The following is a 20985-nucleotide window of genomic DNA, read 5'->3' on the forward strand; positions in this document are numbered from 1 at the left end:
AACCACTTGACCCGAACCCCGCAATCCAACAGGAATTCCGACCACCCCGTCTCCAGGGCAACCCCTCGAGCTTACCCGTTCAGGCCCCGCCACGCAAGTGGAAACCTGAAACCCGAGCCAGAAAAGCCACACCATGAACACGAGCACCGGCGCCAGCCGGACGCATCCACAACACAACCATCGAAACGATCAGAAGGGGAGCGCCGAACCACGCCGACGACCACAAGATTAGCAGCCCTTGAGACCACCTTGATCCGATAGGCGACGCACGCCGGACTAGGGACGTTGATCCCGGCTCACCCTTCATGTGGCCCACGAACCAGCTCACATGGCGCACGAAGCAGGCGACCACGATGCGCCCTCACCACACGACCCGGCTCCCCCGCCCAGGAACGCATCGACGCTTCCCGCCGTTGCCATCGGTGTATCGGTGCGGCCGGCCGTACGGACACGGCAAGCTGGGAACGGCCTGTAGATCTGCCGGAAACAATCAGCGCACCAGTGTTGACGTCTGATCCAATTGTCGGATCTTTCCTCAAAGAAGGGGTAGATACGGGAACGTGCTTCCACAGCGGATTCCTCGCGCACTCGTCGCCATGCTCGGCGCCGCAGCCGCTGTCGTCACCCTGGCCGGCATTCAGGCCGTCGGGTCCATCGTCGGCCCGGTGATCCTGGCACTCACGCTGGTCATCGCCGTCTCGCCCCTCCGTGGCTGGCTGTCCCGTCATCGGGCCCCCGTCTGGGTGCAGGTCGTCGTCCCGCTCGCGGTGGTCCTGTTCGTCCTGGCCGGCATGGTGGCGGTTCTCTCTCTCGCCGCCGCGCAACTCGCGATCCTGGCGCCCACGTACTCGACGCAGTTCAGGACGATGGTGGCCGACCTCCAGCACTGGGCCGCCGGTCTCGGCTACGGCAGCGAGCAGTTGAACAAGGCGTTGTCCTCGTTCGATCCCGGCAAGATGATCGAAGTCGCGCAGGGCGTGCTCAGCAGCCTCCTCGGAGTGTTGTCGAGTCTCTTCCTGATCGTGGTGCTGCTCCTCGCCATGAGCCTGGACGCTCCCGTGTTCTCCCGGATCGTCGACGCCGCCGCAGCGGAACGGCCGCAACTGGCCGAGGCCCTCAAGTCGTTCACGTCCCGCACCCGCCGCTACCTGGTGGTCTCGACCATCTTCGGGTTGATCTGCTCGGCCCTCGACGTCACGGTCCTGGCGATCCTCAGCGTGCCACTCCCCCTGCTGTGGGGCGTGCTGGCGCTCATCACCAACTACATCCCGAACATCGGATTCATCCTCGGACTGGTTCCCCCCGCGCTCCTCGGCCTGCTCGACGGCGGCCCGAGGACGATGCTCCTGGTGATCATCGCGTACATCGCGATCAACGTCGTGATCCAGTCGTTCATCCAGCCGAAGTTCCTCGGCGACGCCGTGGGGCTCTCCACCACGGCGACGTTCCTGTCGCTCATCATCTGGGCCTGGGTGCTCGGCCCTCTCGGCGCGCTGCTGGCGATTCCGCTGAGCCTGCTGGTCCGGGCGCTGTTGATCGACAGCGATCCGGACAGCAAGTGGACCGCGGCCCTCATATCCGGCCGGCTGCCCGATCCACCCGAGAAATCGTCGGCCGAGCCGTCCGGAACACCGTCGGAACCGTCGGCCGAAGCGCCCGCGGAGGGCGCGCCGGTGAAGGCTCAGCGGCCACCCCGCGCGTAATGTCTGAGCATGCGGCGATGGGACATCGACGAGCGCCACACGGGCATTGCCGACGGGTCGGCGATGGACCCGCAGGTGCGAAAACTGCTTGAGACCATGCCGCGGGACGGCTGGGTGACCGAGGCTCCCGAGGAGCACCTGCTCCCGCATCTACGGCGTGCGTGCGGCTCCGAATGGCTGCTCCTCGGCGAACGCCTTCTCGACGACGGGGTCTACGAGGTCACGGTCTCGCTGTCCGGCGACCGGGAGGGTGTGCACATCCACCGCGACGCGATCCGCCTGCTGTCCGCGATCGCCGAGCCCGCCTTCTTCGTACGGCAGAGCGAGCCCGGCGTGTTCGACTGCGTCACCGGAGTCCTGGACGGCGACCCGCCCGGCTTCAAGAGTCACGGCCACCTGGTCCGGCTGATCGTCAGGTAGCGGAGGGCGCCCGTGTCAGGCGTCCACGCGGGCGGCCGGGATGCCGGTGGGGACGGCCTCGACTCCTTCGGACCTCCTGCGGCCCCATGGCATCGCCGCGATGAGCACGGGGAACAGGATGATCGAGCTCATCGCCCAGGGTGAGTGCAACTCGCCCCACTTCTCCCCCGCGAACTGGGTCAGCACGAGATAACCCACCGCGGACCAGGCCGCGCAGCCGATGACCGTGGGCCACGCCCAGCGGGTCGGCCGGGCGACGAGGAACGGCATGAACCACATCAGGTACTGCGCTCCGAGCCGTGGCGTGAAGATCATGAAGGCCAGCACGATCGCGATCGTCACATCGATGGGATCGGCCTTGCGCCACCAGAGCAGGCAGAACACCACCGCGGCGTAGATCATGTACTGGCCGAGCTTCAGCGCCGTGGGGTTGAGGACCCAGTCGCCCCCGTTGAGGATCGCCGTCCATCCCCAGTCGCCGGTGATGGGGCGCACGTCGCCGGGCCGCAGGCCGATCGTCTTGAGGACCTCGGGCAGCTGCCCCCACGCGGTCCACCCGCCGATGGGCAGCGTGAGCAGGAAGAAGACCGGCGGGATGCCCGCGGCGATCAGGGAGATCAGCCGGGAGCGCGGCCCGGGCAGGAGCAGGAGCATGCCGGGGATGAGGATCACCGGCCAGCTCTTCGCGCACAGGGCCATTCCCATCAGGAGACCCGCCCAGACGGCCCGCCTCGTGGCGGCCCGATCGGCGTCGACGGGATGGGTGAAGCGACGCAGCAGGTCACCAGGCCGCCGCCAGGGAAGGGTGGCCGACGGCCGCCAGCCGTCCGGGCCGCGCGCCACGACGTAGGCGGCGACGCCGAAGACCAGGGAGACGGGCTCGACCTGGCCGTGCACCGAGGCGACGAGGATGGCGAGCGGGTTGCACGCGTACTGGAACGCGCGGAGCTTCTGGGCGGAGCCTCCGGCGAGCTTGCCGACCAGCGGGATCAGCACGATGTCGGAGACGACCGTGACGAGGCGGCCGGCGACCTCCCAGGGGATGCCCAGCCACAGGAGCAGGCCGTACACGTAGGGGATGGTCGGCAGGAAATGCCAGCCGCCGTTGCTCTCCAGCACCGGGTCGTGGTGCTGCACGATGGCCTCGCCGGCCGGTCTGAAGCTGTTGACGAAGTCGACCGGCTGCCAGCTGTCCTTGGCCGAGAGCACGAGGATCAGCACGCGGAAGCCCACGCCGATCGCCAGCGTGACGGCGAGTGAGGGCTTCCAGCCCTTCCACTGCGCGACGAGGGCGAGCACGACACCGGTGACGAGGACGATGCCCGTCGGGATTGCGTAGTCCATGACGCTGCCAAGCCTGCCCGACAAACCAGTAAAGAGGCGACCCGGCTCCAGAATTCTTCGTCCCCCACTACCGTCGGTCACCATTAGTTGTACTCTTGTCACTCAGCGTAACAAATGGGAGACTTCGATGAAGATTCGCCTCTGGATCACCCTTGCCATCGCCACGGTCGTGGGCATGTTGATCGGCCTGCTGGCCCCGACGCGAAGCGGCGGCCGGCGCGACGGGTAGGGGGGATTCCGTCGCGCCGGCCGCCGAGTCATGGCCGGTCGGCCCTGTGATCAGAAGCCGGCGGTGATCCGGGTGAAGTCCCAGTCGTTCTGGGCGATGCCGCTGCAGTTGGAGACCACGCCGCCGCCCGGGCAACCGCGGTCACGGTTGACCGACCAGAAGGCGAGCCTGCCGAGCCCCTTCGACTTGGCGTAGTCGCGAATCTGGGTCCAGGTCGCCACCGACGTGAGCTCCTGCTGGTCGGACAGACCGTTCATGCCCGAGATGCCCATGTGCGCGTAGGCCTGGGCGTCGGTCCAGCCCCAGGCTGTCTTAAGGGCGTTCTTCAGGCCTTCGGCCGCGTTCACGGTGTTCTGGTACATGTTCGCGCCGCCGCCGAAGTCGAACGGCATGATCGTGTAGTTGTCCACGTTGACGCCGAGCGCCTTCGACTGGTTGATCAGGCGGGTGCCGTAGTAGGTCGGCCCCGTGGTGCTCGTGCCGAAGGTGATGACGACCTTGGTGTTCGGGTTGTTCTGCTTGATGATCTTCAGGCCGCCGAGGATGCGGTCCTGGACGGCCTCGTTCTCGAACTCGTCGCTGTTCTCGATGTCGAAGTCGACCGCGGCGGGGTTGTAGGCGTTGATGACCTGCTGGACGGCCCCGGCGAACGCGGACGACGACGAGCAGTTGGGCCCGAGCTTGTTGCCCGAGTAGCCGCCGAAGGAGATCTGCACGTTGCCGCCGGCGGCCTTGATCTGCGAGATCGCCGTGGCGTCGGCGCCGCCGGTCAGCGGGCGTGAGCTGTCCCAGGCGGGCGTGCATCCGCCGCCGGAGAGCATGAACGCCATGGTGAAGGCCTTGACGCCGGTGGCGTTCATGACCGTGGCCGGGCTCGGCGGGTTGCCCCAGCCCTCATAGAGGTACGGCGCGCCGGGCAGTTTGCCGCCGCCGGTCGGACAGCCCGTCGTGGTCGCGGTCGCCGCGCCGCTGGCGGCGGACTCGCCCTGCCCGTTGTACGCCTTGACCGTGTAGGTGTGCGTGGTGCACGTGCCCAGGCCGGAGATCGTGGCGCTGGTGCCGGTGACGGTCGCCCGCACGGTGGTGCCCTCGTAGACCCGGTAGCCGGTGACGGTGCCGCTCGACGCTCCCCAGGACAGCGAGATCGACGCGTTGGCGGTGCCGGTGACCGTCGGGTTGCCCGGCTTGCCCGGCGCACCCGCCGGCGGAGTCGGCGTGGGCGACGTGGTCGGACCGCCTCCGCCGCAGGAGGCGCCGTTCAGCGTGCAGTTGGCCGGCGCGGCGCCCGAGCCGCCCGGGCTGCCGTTGAAGCCGAAGCTCGCGGTGCCACCAGCCGGGATGGTGCCGTTCCAGCCGAGGTTCGTGAAGGTGAAGTGCTGGCCGCTCCTGGTCATCGCGGCGTCCCAGACGGAGCCGACGCTGTACCCGGACGGCAGGTCGAACTCCACCCGCCAGGTGCTGATCGCCGACGACGTCCCGTTCGTGATCACGTACTTGCCTTCGAACCCGGTGCCCCAGTCCTGGGTCTTGGTGAAGACCGCGGTGGCGGACGCCGCGTACGCGGGTGCGACGGCGACGATGCCGCCGACGATGGCGAGCGCCGCGGCGGCGATGACCGCACGGACGCGCAGGCCGGGGCCTGACCGTAGTTTCATGGTTCCTCGCAGGGGGTTGGGGGGTGTCATCCGAGCGCGTTGAGGTACGCCCGGTGGTTGCGCGAGAACTCGGAGCCGTTGTACTTGTCCCAGTTGATGGACCAGGTCATCAGCCCGCGGAGACCGGAGAAGACACCGTGCGGGCGGTAGGAGCCGCAGTTGGTCCCCTTCGCGAGGCAGCCGAAGGCCTTCTGGACCTCGGCGACCGTGGTGAAGCCGTTCCCGGCGAACGGAGCGGCCGGCAGGCCGATCGCCACCTGGTCGGGCCGGAGCGCGGGGAAGGTGGTGCCACCGGCGACGGGGAAGCCGGTGAGCAGCATGTCGGTCATGGCGACGTGGAAGTCGGCCACGCTCATGGTGTGGTACTGGTTGTCGAGGCCCATGATCGGCCCGGAGTTGTAGTCCTGCACGTGGAGCAGGGTCAGGTCGGCCCGCAGAGCGTGGATGACGGGCAGGTAGGCCCCTGACCGCGGATCCGCCGAGCCGTTCGGGCCGGGGCCGTAGAACTGGTAGCCGAGCTGCACGAAGAACGTCTCCGGCGCCATGGTGAGGACGAACTTCGAGCCGTACCTGGCCTTGAGCGACCTGATGGCCGAGATCAGGTTCACCACCACGGGGGTGGTCGGGTTGCGGAAGTCGGTGTCGCCCTGGTTGAGCGACAACGAGTGGCCCTCGAAGTCGATGTCCAGACCGTCCAGGCCGTACTTGTCGATGATCGCGCCGACGGACTGCACGAACTTGTCGCGCGCGGCGGTCGTGGTCAGCTGGACCTGGCCGTTCTGGCCGCCGATGGAGATGAGGACCTTCTTGCCCGCCGCCTGCTTGGCGCGGATCGCCGCGGTGAAGTCGGCGTCGCTCTCCACGTTGGGGCATTCGGCGGCGGGGCAGCGGTTGAACCGGATGTCCCCGGATGTGACCGAGGTCGGTTCACCGAAGGCGAGGTCGATGAAGTCCCAGTCACCGGGGACGTCGGCCATGCGGATGTAGCCGGATCCGTTGGCGAAGGACGCGTGGAGGTACCCCACCAGCAGGCGCTTGCCGTTCGACGGGGGCGGCGTGGGTGTGGGTGTCGGCGTGGGAGTGGGGGTGACGGTCGGCGTCGGGGTGGGTGTCGGAGTGGGGCTCGGCGAGGGGTTCGTGCCGCCGGGGCCGTCGAGCACGATGTCGTCGGCGAAGTAGGTGCCCTGGCCGTACCAGCCGTTGACGTAGACCGTCACGCTGCTGGTCGACGCGCCGGTCGTGAACGACGTGGTCAGCTGCTTCCACGTCGCGCCGGGGGTGCCCCACGTCTGCGCGTCCGTCGTGCCGGTGCCCGTCGCGCCGAGGAAGACGTAGTTCCCCTGGACCCAGGCGGAGACGGTGTAGGACGTGGACGGCCTGACGCTGATCGTCTGCTGGCAGCGGGCGAAGTCGCTCCCCGCCGGGGTGGCCGACAGGGCCTTGGTGCCGCCGTGGACGGGGCTGGAGACCACCGAGGCGGCCGACGGGCAGGTCCACCCGGACAGGCCGGACTCGAACCCGGGATTGGTGACGATGTTGGCGGCGGAGGCGGTGCCGCCCCACAGGGCGGTCGCCCCGAGCGCCAGCACGGCGGCCGCCGCCCAGTTGCGCACGGACATCCGCCCAGATTTCCTCGTGGCCAATGGCGCGGGCATTCGCCAGGACATTCGCCCAGACATTCGCGCAGACATGAGACTCACTTTCCTGGCGACCACCCCCCACCTCCCTTTTGCCGTGATCATGCACACCTTCGGGGAAAGTACCGCTGACCTGGCAGTTCACAATCCGTGATCATGCACACTTTCGGCGCCGGCCCGGCCGACCTGGGCATTCGCCGTTCGTGATCATGCACGCCGGTCGATCGCGCATGATCACGAACAGTGTTACCGCAGGTTGTACGGCCTTCGGCCGAATCTGTGCATGATCATGATTGAGGTTTCCGCTGGTCAGACCGGCTTCACCCGAACCTGTGCATGATCACGCGCAAGGGAGGAGGGAGGGAGGGGGTCAGCCGGTGAAGGGTTTGAAGATGTTCGTGAACTCGTAGCTGGACTGGGCGACGCCGCTACAGGTGGGTGACACGGTGCCGTTCGGGCAGCCGCCGTTGTCACGGCCGACCGACCAGAACCCGATCCGGCCCACGTGGTTGGTCTGCGCGTACGACAGGAGCTTGCGGGCGTCGGCCTGGAAGGTGGTCTGGCCCGTGTCGTTCTTGCCGATCATCGGAGTGAGCCCGAGCAGCCGCTTGATCTGCGCGTCGGTCTTCGACGGCCAGATCTGCTTCATCTGCGTCACGGTCGCGTTCGCCGCGGAGACCATGGCGTCACCCCAGTTCCCGGAGAAGCCGAAGTCCATCAGCATCGGGTTGACCATGACGTTGAGCCCCTTGGCCGCGGCGTCCTGGAGGATCTGCACCGAAAACGGGTCCATGCCGTAGTCCTGGCCGAGGACCCGCATCGTGTAGCTGATGGTGGTCCCGCGCTCGGTCTGGAGTTGCTTGAGCGCCGTGTTCACCTTGTTGACGTCGATCGAGGCCTCGATGTCGACGTCGAGGAAGTTGGTGCCGACCGTGTCGAGCACCTTCTTGTAGGCGGCGAGCAGTGCGGCCGAGGTGCCGCAGTTGTGCTCCAGGTACGGCCCGGCCGCTCCGCCGGTGGCGACGATCACCTGGCCGCCCCTGGACTGGAGGGCCTTGACGTCGTTGATGATCCTCGAGTCGTTGACCGGGATCGTGCCGCCCCATGCCGGGTTGCAGCCGGTGCTGTCCCCGAGCGCGAACGCCAGCGTGTAGTTCTTCACCCCCGTCGCGTTGTACGCGCTGACCAGCGACGGCGTGGTCATCGTGATGTCGATGTACGGCGCGAAGGTGATGGCCCCCGGGTTCGGCGGCGGCCCGGTCGGCGTGGGTGTGGGAGTGGGGGTGGGAGTCGGCGTGGGAGTGGGCGTCGGCGTGGGCGGCACCGAGCCCGGCCCGTCGAACACGATGTCGTCCGCGTAGTAGGTGCCCTGGCCGTACCAGCCGTTGACGTAGATCGCCACGCTGGTGGTGGAGGCCCCGGTGGTGAACGACGTGGACAGCTGGGACCAGGCGGCGCCCGGCGCTCCCCAGGTCTCGGCGCTCACGCCGTTGCCGGTCGCGCCGAGGAAGACGTAGTTGCCGCGCACCCAGGACGACAGGGTGTATTTCGTCGAGGGCTTGACGGTGATCGTCTGCTGGCAGCGGGCGTAGTCGCTCCCCGCCGGGGTGGCCGACAGCGCCTTCGTCCCTCCGTGCACGGGAGTGGAGACCGCCTGCGCCCCCGACGACCCCGAGCAGGTCCATCCGGACAGGCCGGACTCGAATCCCGGGTTGGCCGCGATGTTCGCGGCGTACGCCGTGCCGGTCAGGAAGCCCACGAGTGCGACGGACGCCACCGCGCCCAGGGTGATCAGTTTCTTCATGGCGTCATCCCGTGTACGAAGCGAAGATCTTGGAGAACTCGTAGGGCGACTGCGCGATGTTGGTGCACATGTAGAGCGCGCCGTTGCAGGCGTTGCGATCCCGGGTCGTCTCCCAGAAGGCGAGCAGGCCGAGGTGCTTGCCCTTGGCGAAGGTCACGAGTTGCCGGGCGTCGTCCTGGTTGTAGATCCGGCCGTCGTCGTTCTGCCCGAGCATCGGCGTGACGCCGACCATGCGCCACACCTGGGCGTCGGTCAGGCTCGGATACAGCGACTTGATCTGGGAGAACGTGCTGTTGACCGCCTGGACCGCCGCGTCGCCGTAGTCGACCGGCTGGTAGTAGTCCATGGCCATCACGTTGACGACGTCGAGCTTGACCCCGGCGTCCCGGGCGGACCTGACGACGTTCAGCCCGTCGGAGGTGAGGCCGTTCGGCAGGACCGGCAGGGTGAGCGAGATCTTCAGGTTGGGATGGGCCTGCTGGAGCCGGGCGAGCGCCTGCGACCTGCGGGCGACCGACGCGGGCTCGGCCGTGGCGGAGCCCTCGATGTCGAGGTCGATGTAGTTCAGGCCGTACGCGTTGACCACGGCGTTGTACTCGTTGTACAGCGCGGTCACGTCGGTGCAGGCCTGGGCGAGCTCGATCCCGGTGGCGCCGCCGAAGGAGATCTTCACGTCACCGCCGCCGGCCCTGATCGCGTCGATCTGGTCCTTGCCCCACTGCTGCCTCGGGTCGTACGCGTTGAACCACATCGCCTTGCAGCTCGACGCGGTGACGAAGCCGAGCGTGAAGTTCTTCAGGCCGGAGGCCGAGGCCATGGCGGTGAGGCTCGGGGTCGGCCAGGCGCCCATGTCCACGTACGGCGCGCTCCTGAGGTTCCCCGGCGACGGTGGTGTCGTCGGCGGCGGGGTGGGCGTGACCGTCGGCGTGGGAGTCGGCGTCGGCGTGGACCCCCCGCCTCCGCACGAAGCGCCGTTGAGCTTGCAGTTCGCCGGGACACCTGTGCCGGTGCTCACCCAGCCGAAGGCCGCGGAAGCGCCGGGGGCGAGGGTCCCGTTGTACTCGCGGTTCTTGAACGAGTAGTGGTTGCCGGACTTGGTCAGCAGCGCGTCCCAGTAGGAGCCGACCGACGACCCGGCCGGCAGGTCGAACTCGACCGTCCAGCCGGAGAGCGCGGCGCTCCCGGTGTTGGTGATCGTGTATCTGGCCTGGTAGGCGGAGCCCCAGTCGGAGTCCTTGGAGAAGACGGCCGTGGCGGTGGCGGCCTGGGCGGGAAGGGCGACGAGGGCGAGCGCGACGGCGGCCACCGCCGCCAGCACACGCCAGATGATCCTGATCTGCATGTCACAACCTCTGGGGGGTGAGATGGGAGGTCATGGAACCCGTACGGCTGACGCCTCACGGAGGCGGCCGAGTAGAAACGGCGCCAGCCGTACGGCGCTTCTTGGCGTCTGGTGACGGGACGCAGTCTCGGAGGTGAACGAAGGTCTTTTTTTAGGAAAGTTTCCTAAGAGTTGATCGGATCGTAGCCCGGCCGACAGGGGGCGGCAAGGCCCAAACGGAAGGGAATTCTGACGAGCTCTGTCAGAGGTCCACGACTGGCGGGAAGCGTAGTCGCGGGCTTTTCTGACCGGCAAGGGCGCGACCTTAAACGACCCTTATCTCTGCCTCAAGCCCAGATCTCGTGCCTCAGGCCCGGCCGCCGCGCTGACAGCGTTCTGCCAGGGGCGTGCCAGCGGGCGCCCCGATCCTCAGGACATGACCAACACGATCGAAGCCGAGGGCCTGGTCAAGAGGTACGGCGACAAGATGGCCCTCGACGGGGTGGACCTGGAGGCGCGGGCCGGCTCGGTTCTCGGTGTGCTCGGGCCGAACGGCGCGGGCAAGACGACGGCGGTCCGCATCCTCGCGACGCTCGTCGTCCCGGACGGGGGCAGTGCCAGGGTCGGCGGCCACGATGTGCGGAAGGAACCCGCGAAGGTACGCGAGCTGATCGGCCTGACCGGCCAGTACGCGTCGGTCGACGAGAAACTGACCGGCAGGCAGAACCTGGTGATGATCGGCCGCCTGCTCGGCATGAACAGGTCCGCCGCGCGGGCGAGGGCGGCGGGTCTCATCGACAGGTTCGGCCTGCGGGACGCCGCGGATCGGGCGGCGGGGACCTACTCGGGCGGCATGCGGCGCAGGCTCGACCTCGCGGTGAGCCTGGTCGGCGAGCCGTCGATCATCTTCATGGACGAGCCGACCACCGGCCTCGACCCACAGGTGCGCGCGGAGTTGTGGGCCGTCGTGCGCGAGCAGATCGCGAGGGGCGCCACCGTACTCCTGACGACGCAGTACCTGGAGGAGGCCGACCAACTGGCCGACGAGATCGTGCTCATCGACCAGGGGAAGGTGAGCGCCAGGGGAACGCCCGACCAGTTGAAGGCCCGTGCGGGAGACAGGCGCCTGGAGATCCGGCCGGAGCACGACGCGGAGAAGGCCGCGCGGATTCTCGCGGAGGTCACCGGGCTCAGCCCGCATCACGGCGAGAACGGCCTGATCAGCGTGCCGGTCCTCGACCCCACGCTCCCGCCCGCGGTGTTCCGCCGGCTCGACGACGCGGGGATCGTCCTCGCCGAGCACGCGCTCAGGCGGCCCACCCTCGACGAGGCCTTCCTCTCGCTCGTCTCCACCCCGGCGCGACCTCCGGCGGAGAGCCCCGCGGAAACTCCCGGACGAAGCCCCGCACACGATCCCGCAGATGCTCCCGCAGGAAGCGCAGAAAGGCCGTCGGCATGACCACCCGCAACACCTTCGCCCAGGGGATGACGCTGACCTGGCGGAGTCTGGTGCCGCTCAGGAACCAGCCCGGGGAGCTGATCCAACTGCTCCTCCAGCCCATCTTCATGATTGTGATCTTCGTCGTGGTCTTCGGGGCGATGTCCGGCGACCAGGCCGGGGCGGTGCAGCATCTGCTTCCCGGCGTGCTGACCCAGGTCGCCCTCACTCAGACGATCACGACCGGCCTCCGGCTCGCCGAGGACATCGGCAACGGCGTGTTCGACCGGTTCCGGAGCATGCCGATCGCGAGATCCGCGCCCCTGATGGGCAGGATCCTCGCCGACACGGCCACCATGACCCTGACCGTCGCGGTGGCGCTGCTCGTCGGCGCGGTGGTCGGCTTCCGGATCCGCACCTCACCCCTGGAGGCCCTCGGGGGCGTCGCGCTGCTGCTGGTGTTCACGCTGGCGCTCGGCTGGGTGTCGGCGTGGCTCGGCCTGCGGGCGAAGTCCGCGGCCTCGATGCAGGGCATGGCCACGGCCGTCCTGCTCCCGCTGACGTTCGGCAGCACGGCCCTCATCCCGGCCGCGAACCTGCCGAGCGTGCTCCAGTGGTGGGCGGCCCTGAACCCGGTCTCGCACCTGGCCGACTCCCTGCGCGCCCTGTTCACCGGCGGGCCTGCGGGAGCGCACATCTGGATCACCCTGGGCTGGGCCGCCGCCATCGCCGCCGCCTTCGTCCCGCTCGCCGTGCGCGCCTACTCGCGCAGGATCAGGTGATCGGCGGGCTCACCCGCCCGTCGTCACCCGGCGGATCTCCTCGGCCGACAGCGCGCGTCCTCGTTCGTAGGCCTCCACGAAGACGGCGCCCCCTCCGGCCTTCGCCGACTCCATCGCCCGGAGGGCGTCGGGGTCGGCGTGCCACCCCTCGTGTACGGCGTCCGCGGCGCCGAACAGGACGGCCGCCCTCTCCGTGCTCCCCTCCGCCAGGGCGACCATGGCGGAGCCGGCGACGAGCAGGGCGAGGACGGGGACGTCGGGGTGGGTGCCGAGCGCCGCGACCGCCGCCCGGTGCTCGCGCAGAGCGCCGGCCAGGTCGCCCCTTTCCAGAAGAGCCCTGCCGTACCCGCCTCGCGCCATCGCGGCCTGCTGCGGGATCGTGACGTCGTCCAGCAGGGCCACAACGTCCTCGTAGGCGGCGACGGTGGCGCCGAGGTCTCCGCCGTGACGCGCGACCTCGGCCTCCGCGATCCTGAGCTGGAGCAGGGTGTGGGACGACATGGCGTCCGACAACCGGGCGCGCGCCGTGGCCAGGTCGCTCATCGCGCCCTCAAGGTCGCCGGCCCCCATCCTGAGGTGCGCCAGCCGGGTCAGCGCCGAGATCGTGTCCTCCGGGCTCATCCACTCACCGGTCAGCGCGATGATCTCGTCGACGAGCTCGGACGGCAGGTCGCCGCGTCTGGCGCGGAGGGTGGCCAGTGCGAGCAGCGACTCGCTCAGGCCCCGGCGGTCGCCCGTTCTCCTGAACCCGGCGACCGCGGCCTCGAGGTCCCGCATGGGGTCGGCGGAGAGCCCCAGCGACCCCCCGCGGATCATCAGCGCGGAGTTGGCCAGCCAGGGGTCGTCCGACTCGGCGTACTGCTGCAGGAAACTGCGGGCGCGCTCGTCCTGACCGGACATGGCCGCGATGACCACGCGCACGATCAGCAACATCGGATGGACGGGGCCTTCGCGCTCGGCCGCGGCGATCAGGCTTTCCATCTCCCGGAACATGGCGTCGATCCGCTCGCGATCGGCCATCGCGTGGCCCAGCTGGAGGGCGGCGATACCGAATCGGCACGCGGCGTAGTGCCGGAGCAGGCCGGTGGGCGGCCGGTCGCCGACGAGGTCGACGACCCGGCCGGCCCAGACGGCCGCCTCGCTCCCGTATCCGCGCACCCACCAGTACCAGCTCAGCTCGCCGCACAACCGCAGGGAGATCTCCACGTCGCCGGAGTCGATCGCCCAGCGGAGCGCGGCGTGGAGGTTGTCCTGTTCGGCGCCCAGCCGCGCGATCCATTCCAGTTGCCCGGCTGCCCGCAGGTGCGGCTCGGCCTCCTCGGCGAGAGCCAGGAAGTGCCGGGCGTGCCGCCTGTGGAACTCGCCGGACTCCCCCGCCTCGGCGAGCCGCTCGAGCGCGTAGGCCCGGATCGTCTCCAGCATCCGGTAACGCCCGTCGTCGGTCACCTCGACCAGGGACTTGTCGACGAGCAGGGGCAGGGTCGCCGTCACCTCGCCGGGGTCGCCGCAGACCGACTCGGCCGCCTCGAGCGTGGCCCCGCCCGCGAACACGGCGAGCCGCCCGGCCAGGGCCCGCTCGTCGGGCGTGAGCAGATCCCAGCTCCACTCGACCACCGCGCGCAGCGTCCGCTGCCGCGGCAGTGCCGTACGGTTCCCTCCCGTGAGCAGGCGGAAGCGGTCGTCGAGCCTGGCCGCGAGCTGGGCCGGGCCGAGCGCCCGCAACCGCGCGGCGGCGAGCTCGATCGCCAGCGGCATCCCGTCGAGGCGGCGGCAGATCGTGACGACGGCGTCGACGTTCTCCTCGTCGAGCGTGAAGCCGGGCCGTACGGCGGCCGCCCGGTCCGCCAGCAGCCGCACGGCCGGGTAATCCGACGCGTCGGCGACCGTGGCGCCCGCGGGCGGCAGGCCGAGCGGCGGGATGGGGGCGAGCGTCTCTCCCGGGACGCCGAGCGGCTCCCGGCTGGTCGCCAGCACCCGCACTCCGGGGCACTCCTTGAGCAGGCGGTCGGCCAGCGCCGCCGCCGCGCCGACGACGTGCTCGCAGTTGTCCAGCACCAGCAGGAGAGCCCGGCCGGCGAGCGAGGTGACGAGATGCTCCACCGGATCCCGGGCGTCCTCCCGCCACTCCCCCGTGACCACCCGCTCGCTCATGATCCCGAGCGCGTTGAGCACGGCATGGGGCACGTCGACGGTGTCGGTGACGGAGGCCAGCTCGACCAGCCAGGCACCGTCCGGGCGCGGGCCGCCGTGCGGCTGCGCCGACACACGCAGCGCGGTCTCGATCGCGAGCCTGGTCTTGCCCGCCCCTCCCGGCCCGATGATCGTGACCAGGCGCGTCCGCTTCAGCAGTCCGCCGAGGTGGGCGACCTCGTCTCCGCGCCCCACGAACGTGGTGAGCGGCGCGCGCAGGGCCGGGGTGAGTGGCGCGCGCGGGGGCGTGGTCCGCCCCCCGTCCGGCCGGCCTCGCCGTACGCCGGGGATCTCTCCCCTGAGGACGGCGAGGTGGGCGCCGCGCAGGTCGGGTCCGGGATCGACGCCGAGGTCGTCCGCGAGCGCCTGCCGGGTCTTGTCGTAGAGCGCGAGGGCCTCCGCCTGCCTGCCGCTTCGGGCGAGTGCGCGCATGGCGAGCGCGCAGAGCCGTTCCCTCAGGGGGTGGGCGGCGGCCTCGGCGGACAGGTCGAGGTCACGCCCGAGCGAAAGGTAGGCCTCGGCCCGGCCCTCCAGGGCCGCGAGCCGCTGCTCCTCGAGGGAGGTGGCGACGTTCGCCAGGTACGGCACGCCCAGCAAGTCGGCGAGCGCGGGCCCGCGCCACAGGGCGAGCGCCTCGTCGAGCGCGTCGGCGGCGCGGGCGGGGTCGCCCGCATCGCCGATGACACGCAGGACGGCGAAGTGCTGGACGTCGACATGCGTGGGGTCGACGTCCAGGACGTAGCCGCCGGCTCGCCAGACGACGGCGTCCGGACGCCTGAGGGCCGCCCGCAACCGCTTGACCAGCGTCTGCAGGGCGTTGGCCGCCGTCGCGGGCGGGTCGTCGCCCCACAGCGCGTCCACGAGACCGTCGGCAGACACGACCTGTCCCGGCCGTACGGCGAGGACGGCCAGCAGCGCCCGCACACGTGGCCCCGCGACGACGATCCGCTCACCGTCGTCGTCCGTTACCTCCATCGCCCCCAGAAGGCTGACCCGCATGACCGACATCCTGCCCGACGCCCTCCGCGGACGGTGATTCGCGACCGGCCTGTCAGTCCATGCCTCGCTTGCCGGGAGTCCAGAAGGGCTTGGTGACGACGCTTCTGCGCGGCCAGCCTCGCTCGGCGACGAGGTGCCTGCGGACGGCCTGGAGGGTCCGCGCCTCGCCTGCGAGGTAGGCGACTCCAGGCTCCCCCGGCAGATCGAGCGCCTTCACGGCCTCCAGCAGGGCCGCCGAGGGGACGGCCTCCCCCGTGCGCTCCACGCGCACGAGGTCGCGCGGGAGCGGCAGGTGGTCCTCCGCCGCGCCGGCCTCGACCACCCCGTAGACCGGAGTGGCCGCCGGGATCGCCTCGAGCATCGCACCGAAGGCGACGGCGGCGGTCTCGTCTCCGGCGAACAGGTGGTAGCCGCCGGGCCGTACGACGAAGTCGCCCTGGGGGCGGGAGAAGGTGACCTCCTGGCCGGGGGTGGCCCCCCTCGCCCAGAGGTTGCCGGGGGAGTCGCCCTCGTGGTCGAAGACGACCAGGTCGAGGGTGCCGGCGTCGCCGTCGGCGGCCCAGATCGAGTAGGTGCGCAGCACGTCGCCCACCGCTCCCCGCAGCCACGTCCTCGCGGCGAACATGTCGGTGACGTGCACTCTGACCTGCTGGCCCGGGGTCCAGGCGAGACCCTTCAGCGCCGGTCCGGAGATGCGGACGCGGCGCATCCGCGGAGTGAGCAGGTGGACGTCCTCGATCACACCCACGAGGAACAACATTTCGCGAAGGGCGCGGGCCATGACGGATCTCCCTCTGTACGGCTGCCACCCACACCCTATCGAGATATATCGCGTCCATCCTCCTCCTGAGGGAGGAAGACGGATCTCATCAGCCGGCTCTCACCAGGCGGTGGCGAGGGTGATCGCCCCCGCCCCCACGAGGGCGAACGCCCACATCCGGTCGAGGTTGAACCACGCCTTCCGAAGGATCGTCAGGCCGGCGAACTCGTAGACGACGAGGGCGATGACCGTGGCCGTGACGAACATGGCCAGGGTGTGGATCCCCGCGACGACCATGCCGCCGGACAGGGCGCCGCCGTGGTGATGCCCCCCTGCGGCCGTCGTGGCGGCCGGGAGCCGGGTGAGAACCGGCAACAACATCAGGCCGGCGCCGTGGACCGACGACATGAGGAAGGACCAGGCCGCGAGCTGCGGAAGCGACACCCGCATGCCGACCCAGCGGAAGTGCCGCTTGGACAGCAGGTGCCAGAGCCCGAAGCCCACGAGCAGCACGCCCGAGGCGATGCTGAGAACGGAGCCGGTGACCAGCGAGCCGGTGGCGCTGACGATGAGGACCACCACCGCCACCGACGCCAGGTGCCCCAGCGCGATCACCGGCAGAGACTGCAGGAGCAGGTCCCGGCTGCGTTCCTGCAGTCCCCTGGCGACCGCGAAGAGCCAGCCCATGGAGGGGTTGATGCCATGGAAGGCCCCGAGCAGGATGACCGCGGTGAGCGTCACGGGTAGCAGTAGGAGTCGGAGGAGGCGTCGCCACCCTGCAGCCGGGTCTGGTGCGGGCGCAACCCCCGGAAGTCGTCGCCGTGCGGGAAGAACCTCTCGTCGAGGGTGAACCCCGCCGTGTCGACCTTGGCCATCCAGGCGCCGACGCCGTCGGGGTAGAACTGGTCGTCCCAGGAGCCGTAGAGGGAGTTCGTCATGTAGACCCGCCGGCCGTCGCGGCTCACCTCGATCATCTGCGGCCCGCCGGACAGCCTCTCGGACGGCGCGGCCGGATGGGACGTCCGCCTGACGACGCCGCCGAGGTGGATCGAGCCCGTCTCGACCGGCTTGAACGGGTCGGACACGTCGTACTGCTTCAGCTCGCCCGTGCCCCAGCACGAGACGTAGAGGTACTTGTCGTCCACGGACAGGTCGATGTCGGTGACCAGCGGCGGCACGGCCCCGAACGGCTTGAGCACGTCGGGCAGGTCGTCGGCGGCCGCGGGCTCGGCCGGGATGTCGACGACCTTCCGCACGGCCCAGCGGGAGCCCTCCTCGTACCAGACCCAGATGGAGGCCGACAGGTCCTCCACGTTCGTGACGACCCCGGCGAAGCCGTACTTCTTCCTGGGGTCGTGGGCGGGCCGCAACTCCAGGACCATCTGGTACTGGTCCCCCAGGTCGACCTCCTGCACGTGCCTGCGCCTGCGCAGGTCCCAAAAGTGCAGCCGGTGGCCGTACTGGCGGCCGAGCAGCGACTCGCCCACCACACCGTCCTCGATCATGGACGGGGTCCCCCACTCCGAGGTGACCATCACGTCGTGGTTGATGTGCCACCAGAAGTCGTAGGCGAGGTACTGCGGCCCCCGGTCGGACTCCCACCTGCCGAGCACCTCGAACGACGTGTGGTCGAGCACGGCGATGCCGCCGGGACCCTCCTCGCCGTAGCCGCCGAGGGCTGAGACGTACAGCCCCTCGGGCCCGCAGTGGACGGTGTGCGGGCGGGAGTATCCGGCGCGCTTGCCGAGGTCCTCCGCCTCGATCACCTTGACGAGCTCGGGACTCACCAGGTCCTTGGTGTCGTACACGTAGATCCGCGACGAGCGCAGCCCCGGGACGATGAGGTAGCGCCGCTCGAGGTGGGGATGCGGCGCGGAGGGGCACAGCGCGCTGCTGCACGCGTTCCAGCCGAAGTGGTGCAGCTCGTCCCCGGTGTAGGGGAGGTCGGTCCAGCCGACGATCGCGCCGTAGGAAGCGGACTCGGGGTCGGTGTCCAGCACGGTCAGCGCGTCGGGCCTGTTCGCGGAGCGGTCGAACGCGGCGACGTAGGCGAGCTTCTCCGCCGGGGCCGCGGCGGCATCACGCGGAGACGGATAGAACGTGGGATCCGGCTTCCAGAGCGTCATACGCCCAGAATCATTCGTAATTTCCCACCAGGTCAATGGGCATTTCCATGCCCTCACCTGCCAAGACCAAGATGAGTAAGGCACTATAACGGCGTATGTCGTAATTTGAGGAGCGGGAGATGTTCTTCGGGATCACCAATATCTGGGCCTACATCGTCGGCACGTTTCTGATCATCTTGCTGCCCGGGCCGAACTCGGTGTTCGTGTTGACGACCGCGGCCCAGCGGGGTGTCCGGACCGGGTACCAGGCGGCGTGCGGCGTGTTCGCCGGCGACTCGGTGCTGATGTTCCTGTCGGCGGCCGGGGTCGCCTCGCTGCTGAAGTCCACCCCGATCCTGTTCACCGTGGTCAAGTACTCCGGGGCGGCCTACCTCGCGTGGATCGGCTTCGGCATGCTCCGGTCGGCGTGGAAGTCGTGGCGCTCGCCCGCCGCCGTGTCGGCGGTCCCCGAAGAGGCCCTGCCGTCCAAGCGGGTGCGGCCCTTCCGCAAGGCGCTGAGCATCAGCCTGCTCAACCCGAAGGCGATCCTCTTCTTCGTCGCCTTCTTCGTGCAGTTCGTCGACCCCTCGTACGGCGCGCCCGCGCTGTCCTTCCTCATCCTGGCCGCGATCGCGCAGGTCTTCAGCTTCTGCTACCTGAGCGCACTGATCTTCAGTGGCACCTACCTGGCCGACCAGTTCCGGCAGCGACGCCGCCTCGCCGCGGGGCTCACCTCAGGCGTCGGCGCCGTCTTCCTCGGTTTCGGGGCGAAGCTGGCCACGGCGACCCTGAACTGACCGTCTCGCCACCTCCGTCTCACTACCTCCGCGCCTCGGCGAGCGCGGCCTCGAAGGCGTCCATCTCACGCTGGATCCGGTCGAGTCCCGCTGAGGGAAGCCACGGCATCACCCGGCTGACTCCGGCGTTCGCATACTCCTCGATCACCTTCGGGTCGGCGGGGAAACCGAGCACCATCACCTCGACCCGCCTGCCTGCCTCGGCGGCCCGACGGAACAGGTCGGGGATGCGCTCCACGACGCCCGGCCCGTAGTTGGGCATCCAGACGTCGCCGTAGGCGAGCACGCGGTCGAGCACGCGCGGACCGGTGCCTCCGACCAGGATGGGCGGATACGGGCGCTGCGCGGGCTTGGGCCACGACCAGATCGAGTCGAACGACACGAACTCGCCGTGATACTCCGCCTCCTCATGCGTCCAGATCTCGCGCATCGCCTCGATGTGCTCCTTCATCACGGCGAAACGACGGCGGGGGTCGACCCCGTGGTTACGGATCTCGGGCTCGTTCCAGCCCGCCCCGACACCGAACTCGAAGCGCCCGCCCGTGAGATGGTCGACGCTCGCCACCATCTTGGCCAGGGTTATCGGATCACGCTGGGGAACCAGGCAGATGCCCGTCCCGACCCGCAGGCGCGTGGTGGCCAGGCCCGCCGCCGTCAACGCCACGAGGGGGTCATAGGTGTGCCAGTACTTGGACGGCAGGTCGCCCCCAGCATCGTCCTTCACACGCGTGCCCTGCGCCGGCACAGGGATGTGGGTGTGCTCGGCGAACAGCAGCGCCTTGTGGCCACGTTCCTCGACGAGGCGGGCGACGACCCCGGGACCGGGGGCGTAGTGCGTGGGGAAGTAGCCGAATCCAGATTCCATGGCGCCAAATCAATCACCATTTCTTCCGCATCCCCGGCGACACCCGGCGGGCTGTCGTAAAGACCTGGCCAGCGCCCGTTTCGGGGCATTCACGGCTTTGCGACGCCATGCCGTACGGGCATGGTCCGGGGGCGACGACCCCGGCCGGATGGGCACAGGATCATGCGGGGGTCGGGTACGTTAGGCCACCGGTAAAGGCCTGCCCTCGTGTTTCCGGCAATTGCTGTGGGTAGGTGGAGGCCCTGCACCCGGTTCGATGGAGTGTCATGAACCAATCGCCTTTCGTCCTGCCACGGCTCACCGCGATGCTCAAGCAGGCGGTCCCGCGGCTCCTGGAAGGCGTGGTCGCTCCCCTGGCGGTCTTCTACGCCGCACTCGCGGTGCTCGGTCTGAACGGGGCGCTGGGTGCGGCGGTCGCGTGGGTCTACATCGGGCTGTTGTGGCGGCTCGTCCGCCGCCGCCCGGTGCCGGGGACGATGGTCCTCGCGGCGATCGCGATCACCGCCCGCGCCGTCCTGGGGCTGTGGACCGGCAGCGCGGTGGTCTACTTCATCCAGCCCGAACTGGGCACGATCTGCATCAGCATGGCGTTCCTCGCGTCGGTGCGGCTGCGCCGCCCGCTCGTGCAGAAGCTCACGCTCGACTACATCCACCTGCCGTCGGTCGTGTTGCGGCACGAGCGGATCCGCAGGTTCTTCGCGCGCATCACGCTGCTGTGGGCCTTCGTCCTGCTGACCAACTCGACCGTCAGCATCTGGCTGCTGCTGCACCAGTCGATCGGGACCTACCTGCTCGTCCGCACCGCCGCCGTCGCGGTCATCAGCGGGCTCGCGTTCCTCGGATCGGCGTGGGCCTTCCGGCGGGTGCTGCACCGCCTGCACGCCGAGACCCCGGCCGTCACCGCTCCCGCCGTCACCGGCTGAGCGCCCCGGCCGT

16 protein-coding genes are annotated in these 20985 nt (G+C 69.6%); 6 read left to right on the forward strand and 10 right to left on the reverse strand.

Annotated features, from left to right (window positions below; translation table 11 throughout):
• Positions 1-560 precede the first annotated feature (560 nt).
• Together Pmi06nite_RS21095 and Pmi06nite_RS21100 are read left to right on the forward strand one after the other, a co-directional pair.
• Positions 561-1703: an AI-2E family transporter gene (locus Pmi06nite_RS21095; protein WP_239114080.1), complete on the forward strand. Its 1143-nt coding sequence runs from the start codon at positions 561-563 to the stop codon at positions 1701-1703.
• Positions 1704-1712: 9 nt separating this feature from the next.
• Positions 1713-2123 (forward strand): hypothetical protein, encoded by a 411-nt coding sequence (locus Pmi06nite_RS21100; protein WP_203954798.1) that lies wholly within the window; start codon positions 1713-1715, stop codon positions 2121-2123.
• Positions 2124-2138: 15 nt separating this feature from the next.
• On the opposite strand, the gene Pmi06nite_RS21105 is transcribed toward Pmi06nite_RS21100, so the two are convergent.
• The 5 genes from Pmi06nite_RS21105 to Pmi06nite_RS21125 all read right to left on the reverse strand — a co-directional run bounded on the left by Pmi06nite_RS21105 (position 2139) and on the right by Pmi06nite_RS21125 (position 10134).
• Entirely contained in the window at positions 2139-3467 is a 1329-nt protein-coding gene (locus tag Pmi06nite_RS21105) for a putative hexosyltransferase (protein WP_203954799.1), read from the reverse strand.
• 279 nt (positions 3468-3746) lie between these two features.
• Positions 3747-5351 (reverse strand): cellulose binding domain-containing protein, encoded by a 1605-nt coding sequence (locus Pmi06nite_RS21110; RefSeq protein ID WP_203954800.1) that lies wholly within the window; start codon positions 5349-5351, stop codon positions 3747-3749.
• A gap of 26 nt (positions 5352-5377) precedes the next feature.
• Positions 5378-6970, reverse strand: coding sequence for a chitinase (locus Pmi06nite_RS42625; protein WP_203954801.1), 1593 nt, complete (start codon positions 6968-6970; stop codon positions 5378-5380).
• 388 nt (positions 6971-7358) lie between these two features.
• Complete coding sequence (locus Pmi06nite_RS21120) at positions 7359-8792, reverse strand: carbohydrate binding domain-containing protein (RefSeq protein ID WP_203954802.1); 1434 nt, start codon at positions 8790-8792, stop codon at positions 7359-7361.
• Positions 8793-8796: 4 nt separating this feature from the next.
• A complete protein-coding gene (locus Pmi06nite_RS21125) occupies positions 8797-10134 on the reverse strand; it encodes a cellulose binding domain-containing protein (protein ID WP_203954803.1) in 1338 nt (445 codons plus the stop codon).
• A gap of 415 nt (positions 10135-10549) precedes the next feature.
• Here Pmi06nite_RS21125 and Pmi06nite_RS21130 point away from each other — a divergent pair, with 415 nt between their 5' ends.
• Both Pmi06nite_RS21130 and Pmi06nite_RS21135 read left to right on the forward strand, forming a co-directional pair.
• On the forward strand, positions 10550-11572 hold the full coding sequence (locus Pmi06nite_RS21130; protein WP_203954804.1) for an ATP-binding cassette domain-containing protein: 1023 nt from the start codon (positions 10550-10552) through the stop codon (positions 11570-11572).
• The gene (locus Pmi06nite_RS21135; protein ID WP_203954805.1) at positions 11569-12333 is read left to right on the forward strand and encodes an ABC transporter permease; all 765 of its coding nucleotides are present in this window, start codon (positions 11569-11571) and stop codon (positions 12331-12333) included. The genes Pmi06nite_RS21130 and Pmi06nite_RS21135 overlap by 4 nt, the downstream gene beginning before the upstream one ends.
• Before the next feature lie 9 nt (positions 12334-12342).
• Here Pmi06nite_RS21135 and Pmi06nite_RS21140 read toward each other — a convergent pair whose 3' ends face one another.
• The 4 genes from Pmi06nite_RS21140 to Pmi06nite_RS21155 form a co-directional block, all read right to left on the reverse strand.
• On the reverse strand, positions 12343-15522 hold the full coding sequence (locus tag Pmi06nite_RS21140) for an AfsR/SARP family transcriptional regulator (RefSeq protein ID WP_203954806.1): 3180 nt from the start codon (positions 15520-15522) through the stop codon (positions 12343-12345).
• A gap of 52 nt (positions 15523-15574) precedes the next feature.
• Positions 15575-16303, reverse strand: a complete 729-nt coding sequence (locus tag Pmi06nite_RS21145) for a siderophore-interacting protein (RefSeq protein ID WP_203954807.1) — start codon at positions 16301-16303, stop codon at positions 15575-15577.
• A gap of 99 nt (positions 16304-16402) precedes the next feature.
• A complete protein-coding gene (locus tag Pmi06nite_RS21150; protein ID WP_373317321.1) occupies positions 16403-17023 on the reverse strand; it encodes a hypothetical protein in 621 nt (206 codons plus the stop codon).
• Positions 17020-18408 carry a selenium-binding protein SBP56-related protein gene (locus Pmi06nite_RS21155; protein ID WP_203954808.1) on the reverse strand — a complete coding sequence of 463 codons (1389 nt, stop codon included), beginning with the start codon at positions 18406-18408 and terminating at the stop codon, positions 17020-17022. Before Pmi06nite_RS21155 ends, Pmi06nite_RS21150 begins: the two co-directional genes overlap by 4 nt.
• Before the next feature lie 119 nt (positions 18409-18527).
• On the opposite strand from Pmi06nite_RS21155, the gene leuE reads away from it, so the two are divergent.
• A complete protein-coding gene (gene leuE, locus Pmi06nite_RS21160) occupies positions 18528-19184 on the forward strand; it encodes a leucine efflux protein LeuE (protein WP_203954809.1) in 657 nt (218 codons plus the stop codon).
• A 22-nt stretch (positions 19185-19206) separates the two neighbouring features.
• On the opposite strand, the gene Pmi06nite_RS21165 is transcribed toward leuE, so the two are convergent.
• Entirely contained in the window at positions 19207-20049 is an 843-nt protein-coding gene (locus Pmi06nite_RS21165; RefSeq protein WP_203954810.1) for an LLM class F420-dependent oxidoreductase, read from the reverse strand.
• A 266-nt stretch (positions 20050-20315) separates the two neighbouring features.
• Here Pmi06nite_RS21165 and Pmi06nite_RS21170 point away from each other — a divergent pair, with 266 nt between their 5' ends.
• Positions 20316-20972, forward strand: a complete 657-nt coding sequence (locus Pmi06nite_RS21170) for a VC0807 family protein (RefSeq protein WP_203954811.1) — start codon at positions 20316-20318, stop codon at positions 20970-20972.
• The last annotated feature ends 13 nt before the right edge of the window (positions 20973-20985 follow it).

It is taken from the genome of Planotetraspora mira, from assembly GCF_016863275.1.
GTDB lineage: Bacteria > Actinomycetota > Actinomycetes > Streptosporangiales > Streptosporangiaceae > Planotetraspora > Planotetraspora mira.

Excerpts from the sequence above, each read along its gene's own strand:
- Pmi06nite_RS21100 (WP_203954798.1), top strand. The coding sequence starts at position 1,713 with ATGCGGCGATGGGACATCGACGAGCGCCACACGGGCATTGCCGACGGG.
- Pmi06nite_RS21140 (WP_203954806.1), bottom strand. The coding sequence starts at position 15,522 with ATGCGGGTCAGCCTTCTGGGGGCGATGGAGGTAACGGACGACGACGGT.
- Pmi06nite_RS21125 (WP_203954803.1), bottom strand. The coding sequence starts at position 10,134 with ATGCAGATCAGGATCATCTGGCGTGTGCTGGCGGCGGTGGCCGCCGTC.
- Pmi06nite_RS21110 (WP_203954800.1), bottom strand. The coding sequence starts at position 5,351 with ATGAAACTACGGTCAGGCCCCGGCCTGCGCGTCCGTGCGGTCATCGCC.
- Pmi06nite_RS21170 (WP_203954811.1), top strand. The coding sequence starts at position 20,316 with ATGAACCAATCGCCTTTCGTCCTGCCACGGCTCACCGCGATGCTCAAG.
- Pmi06nite_RS21135 (WP_203954805.1), top strand. The coding sequence starts at position 11,569 with ATGACCACCCGCAACACCTTCGCCCAGGGGATGACGCTGACCTGGCGG.
- Pmi06nite_RS21165 (WP_203954810.1), bottom strand. The coding sequence starts at position 20,049 with ATGGAATCTGGATTCGGCTACTTCCCCACGCACTACGCCCCCGGTCCC.
- Pmi06nite_RS21155 (WP_203954808.1), bottom strand. The coding sequence starts at position 18,408 with ATGACGCTCTGGAAGCCGGATCCCACGTTCTATCCGTCTCCGCGTGAT.
- Pmi06nite_RS42625 (WP_203954801.1), bottom strand. The coding sequence starts at position 6,970 with ATGTCCGTGCGCAACTGGGCGGCGGCCGCCGTGCTGGCGCTCGGGGCG.
- leuE (WP_203954809.1), top strand. The coding sequence starts at position 18,528 with ATGTTCTTCGGGATCACCAATATCTGGGCCTACATCGTCGGCACGTTT.
- Pmi06nite_RS21120 (WP_203954802.1), bottom strand. The coding sequence starts at position 8,792 with ATGAAGAAACTGATCACCCTGGGCGCGGTGGCGTCCGTCGCACTCGTG.
- Pmi06nite_RS21145 (WP_203954807.1), bottom strand. The coding sequence starts at position 16,303 with ATGGCCCGCGCCCTTCGCGAAATGTTGTTCCTCGTGGGTGTGATCGAG.
- Pmi06nite_RS21130 (WP_203954804.1), top strand. The coding sequence starts at position 10,550 with ATGACCAACACGATCGAAGCCGAGGGCCTGGTCAAGAGGTACGGCGAC.
- Pmi06nite_RS21105 (WP_203954799.1), bottom strand. The coding sequence starts at position 3,467 with ATGGACTACGCAATCCCGACGGGCATCGTCCTCGTCACCGGTGTCGTG.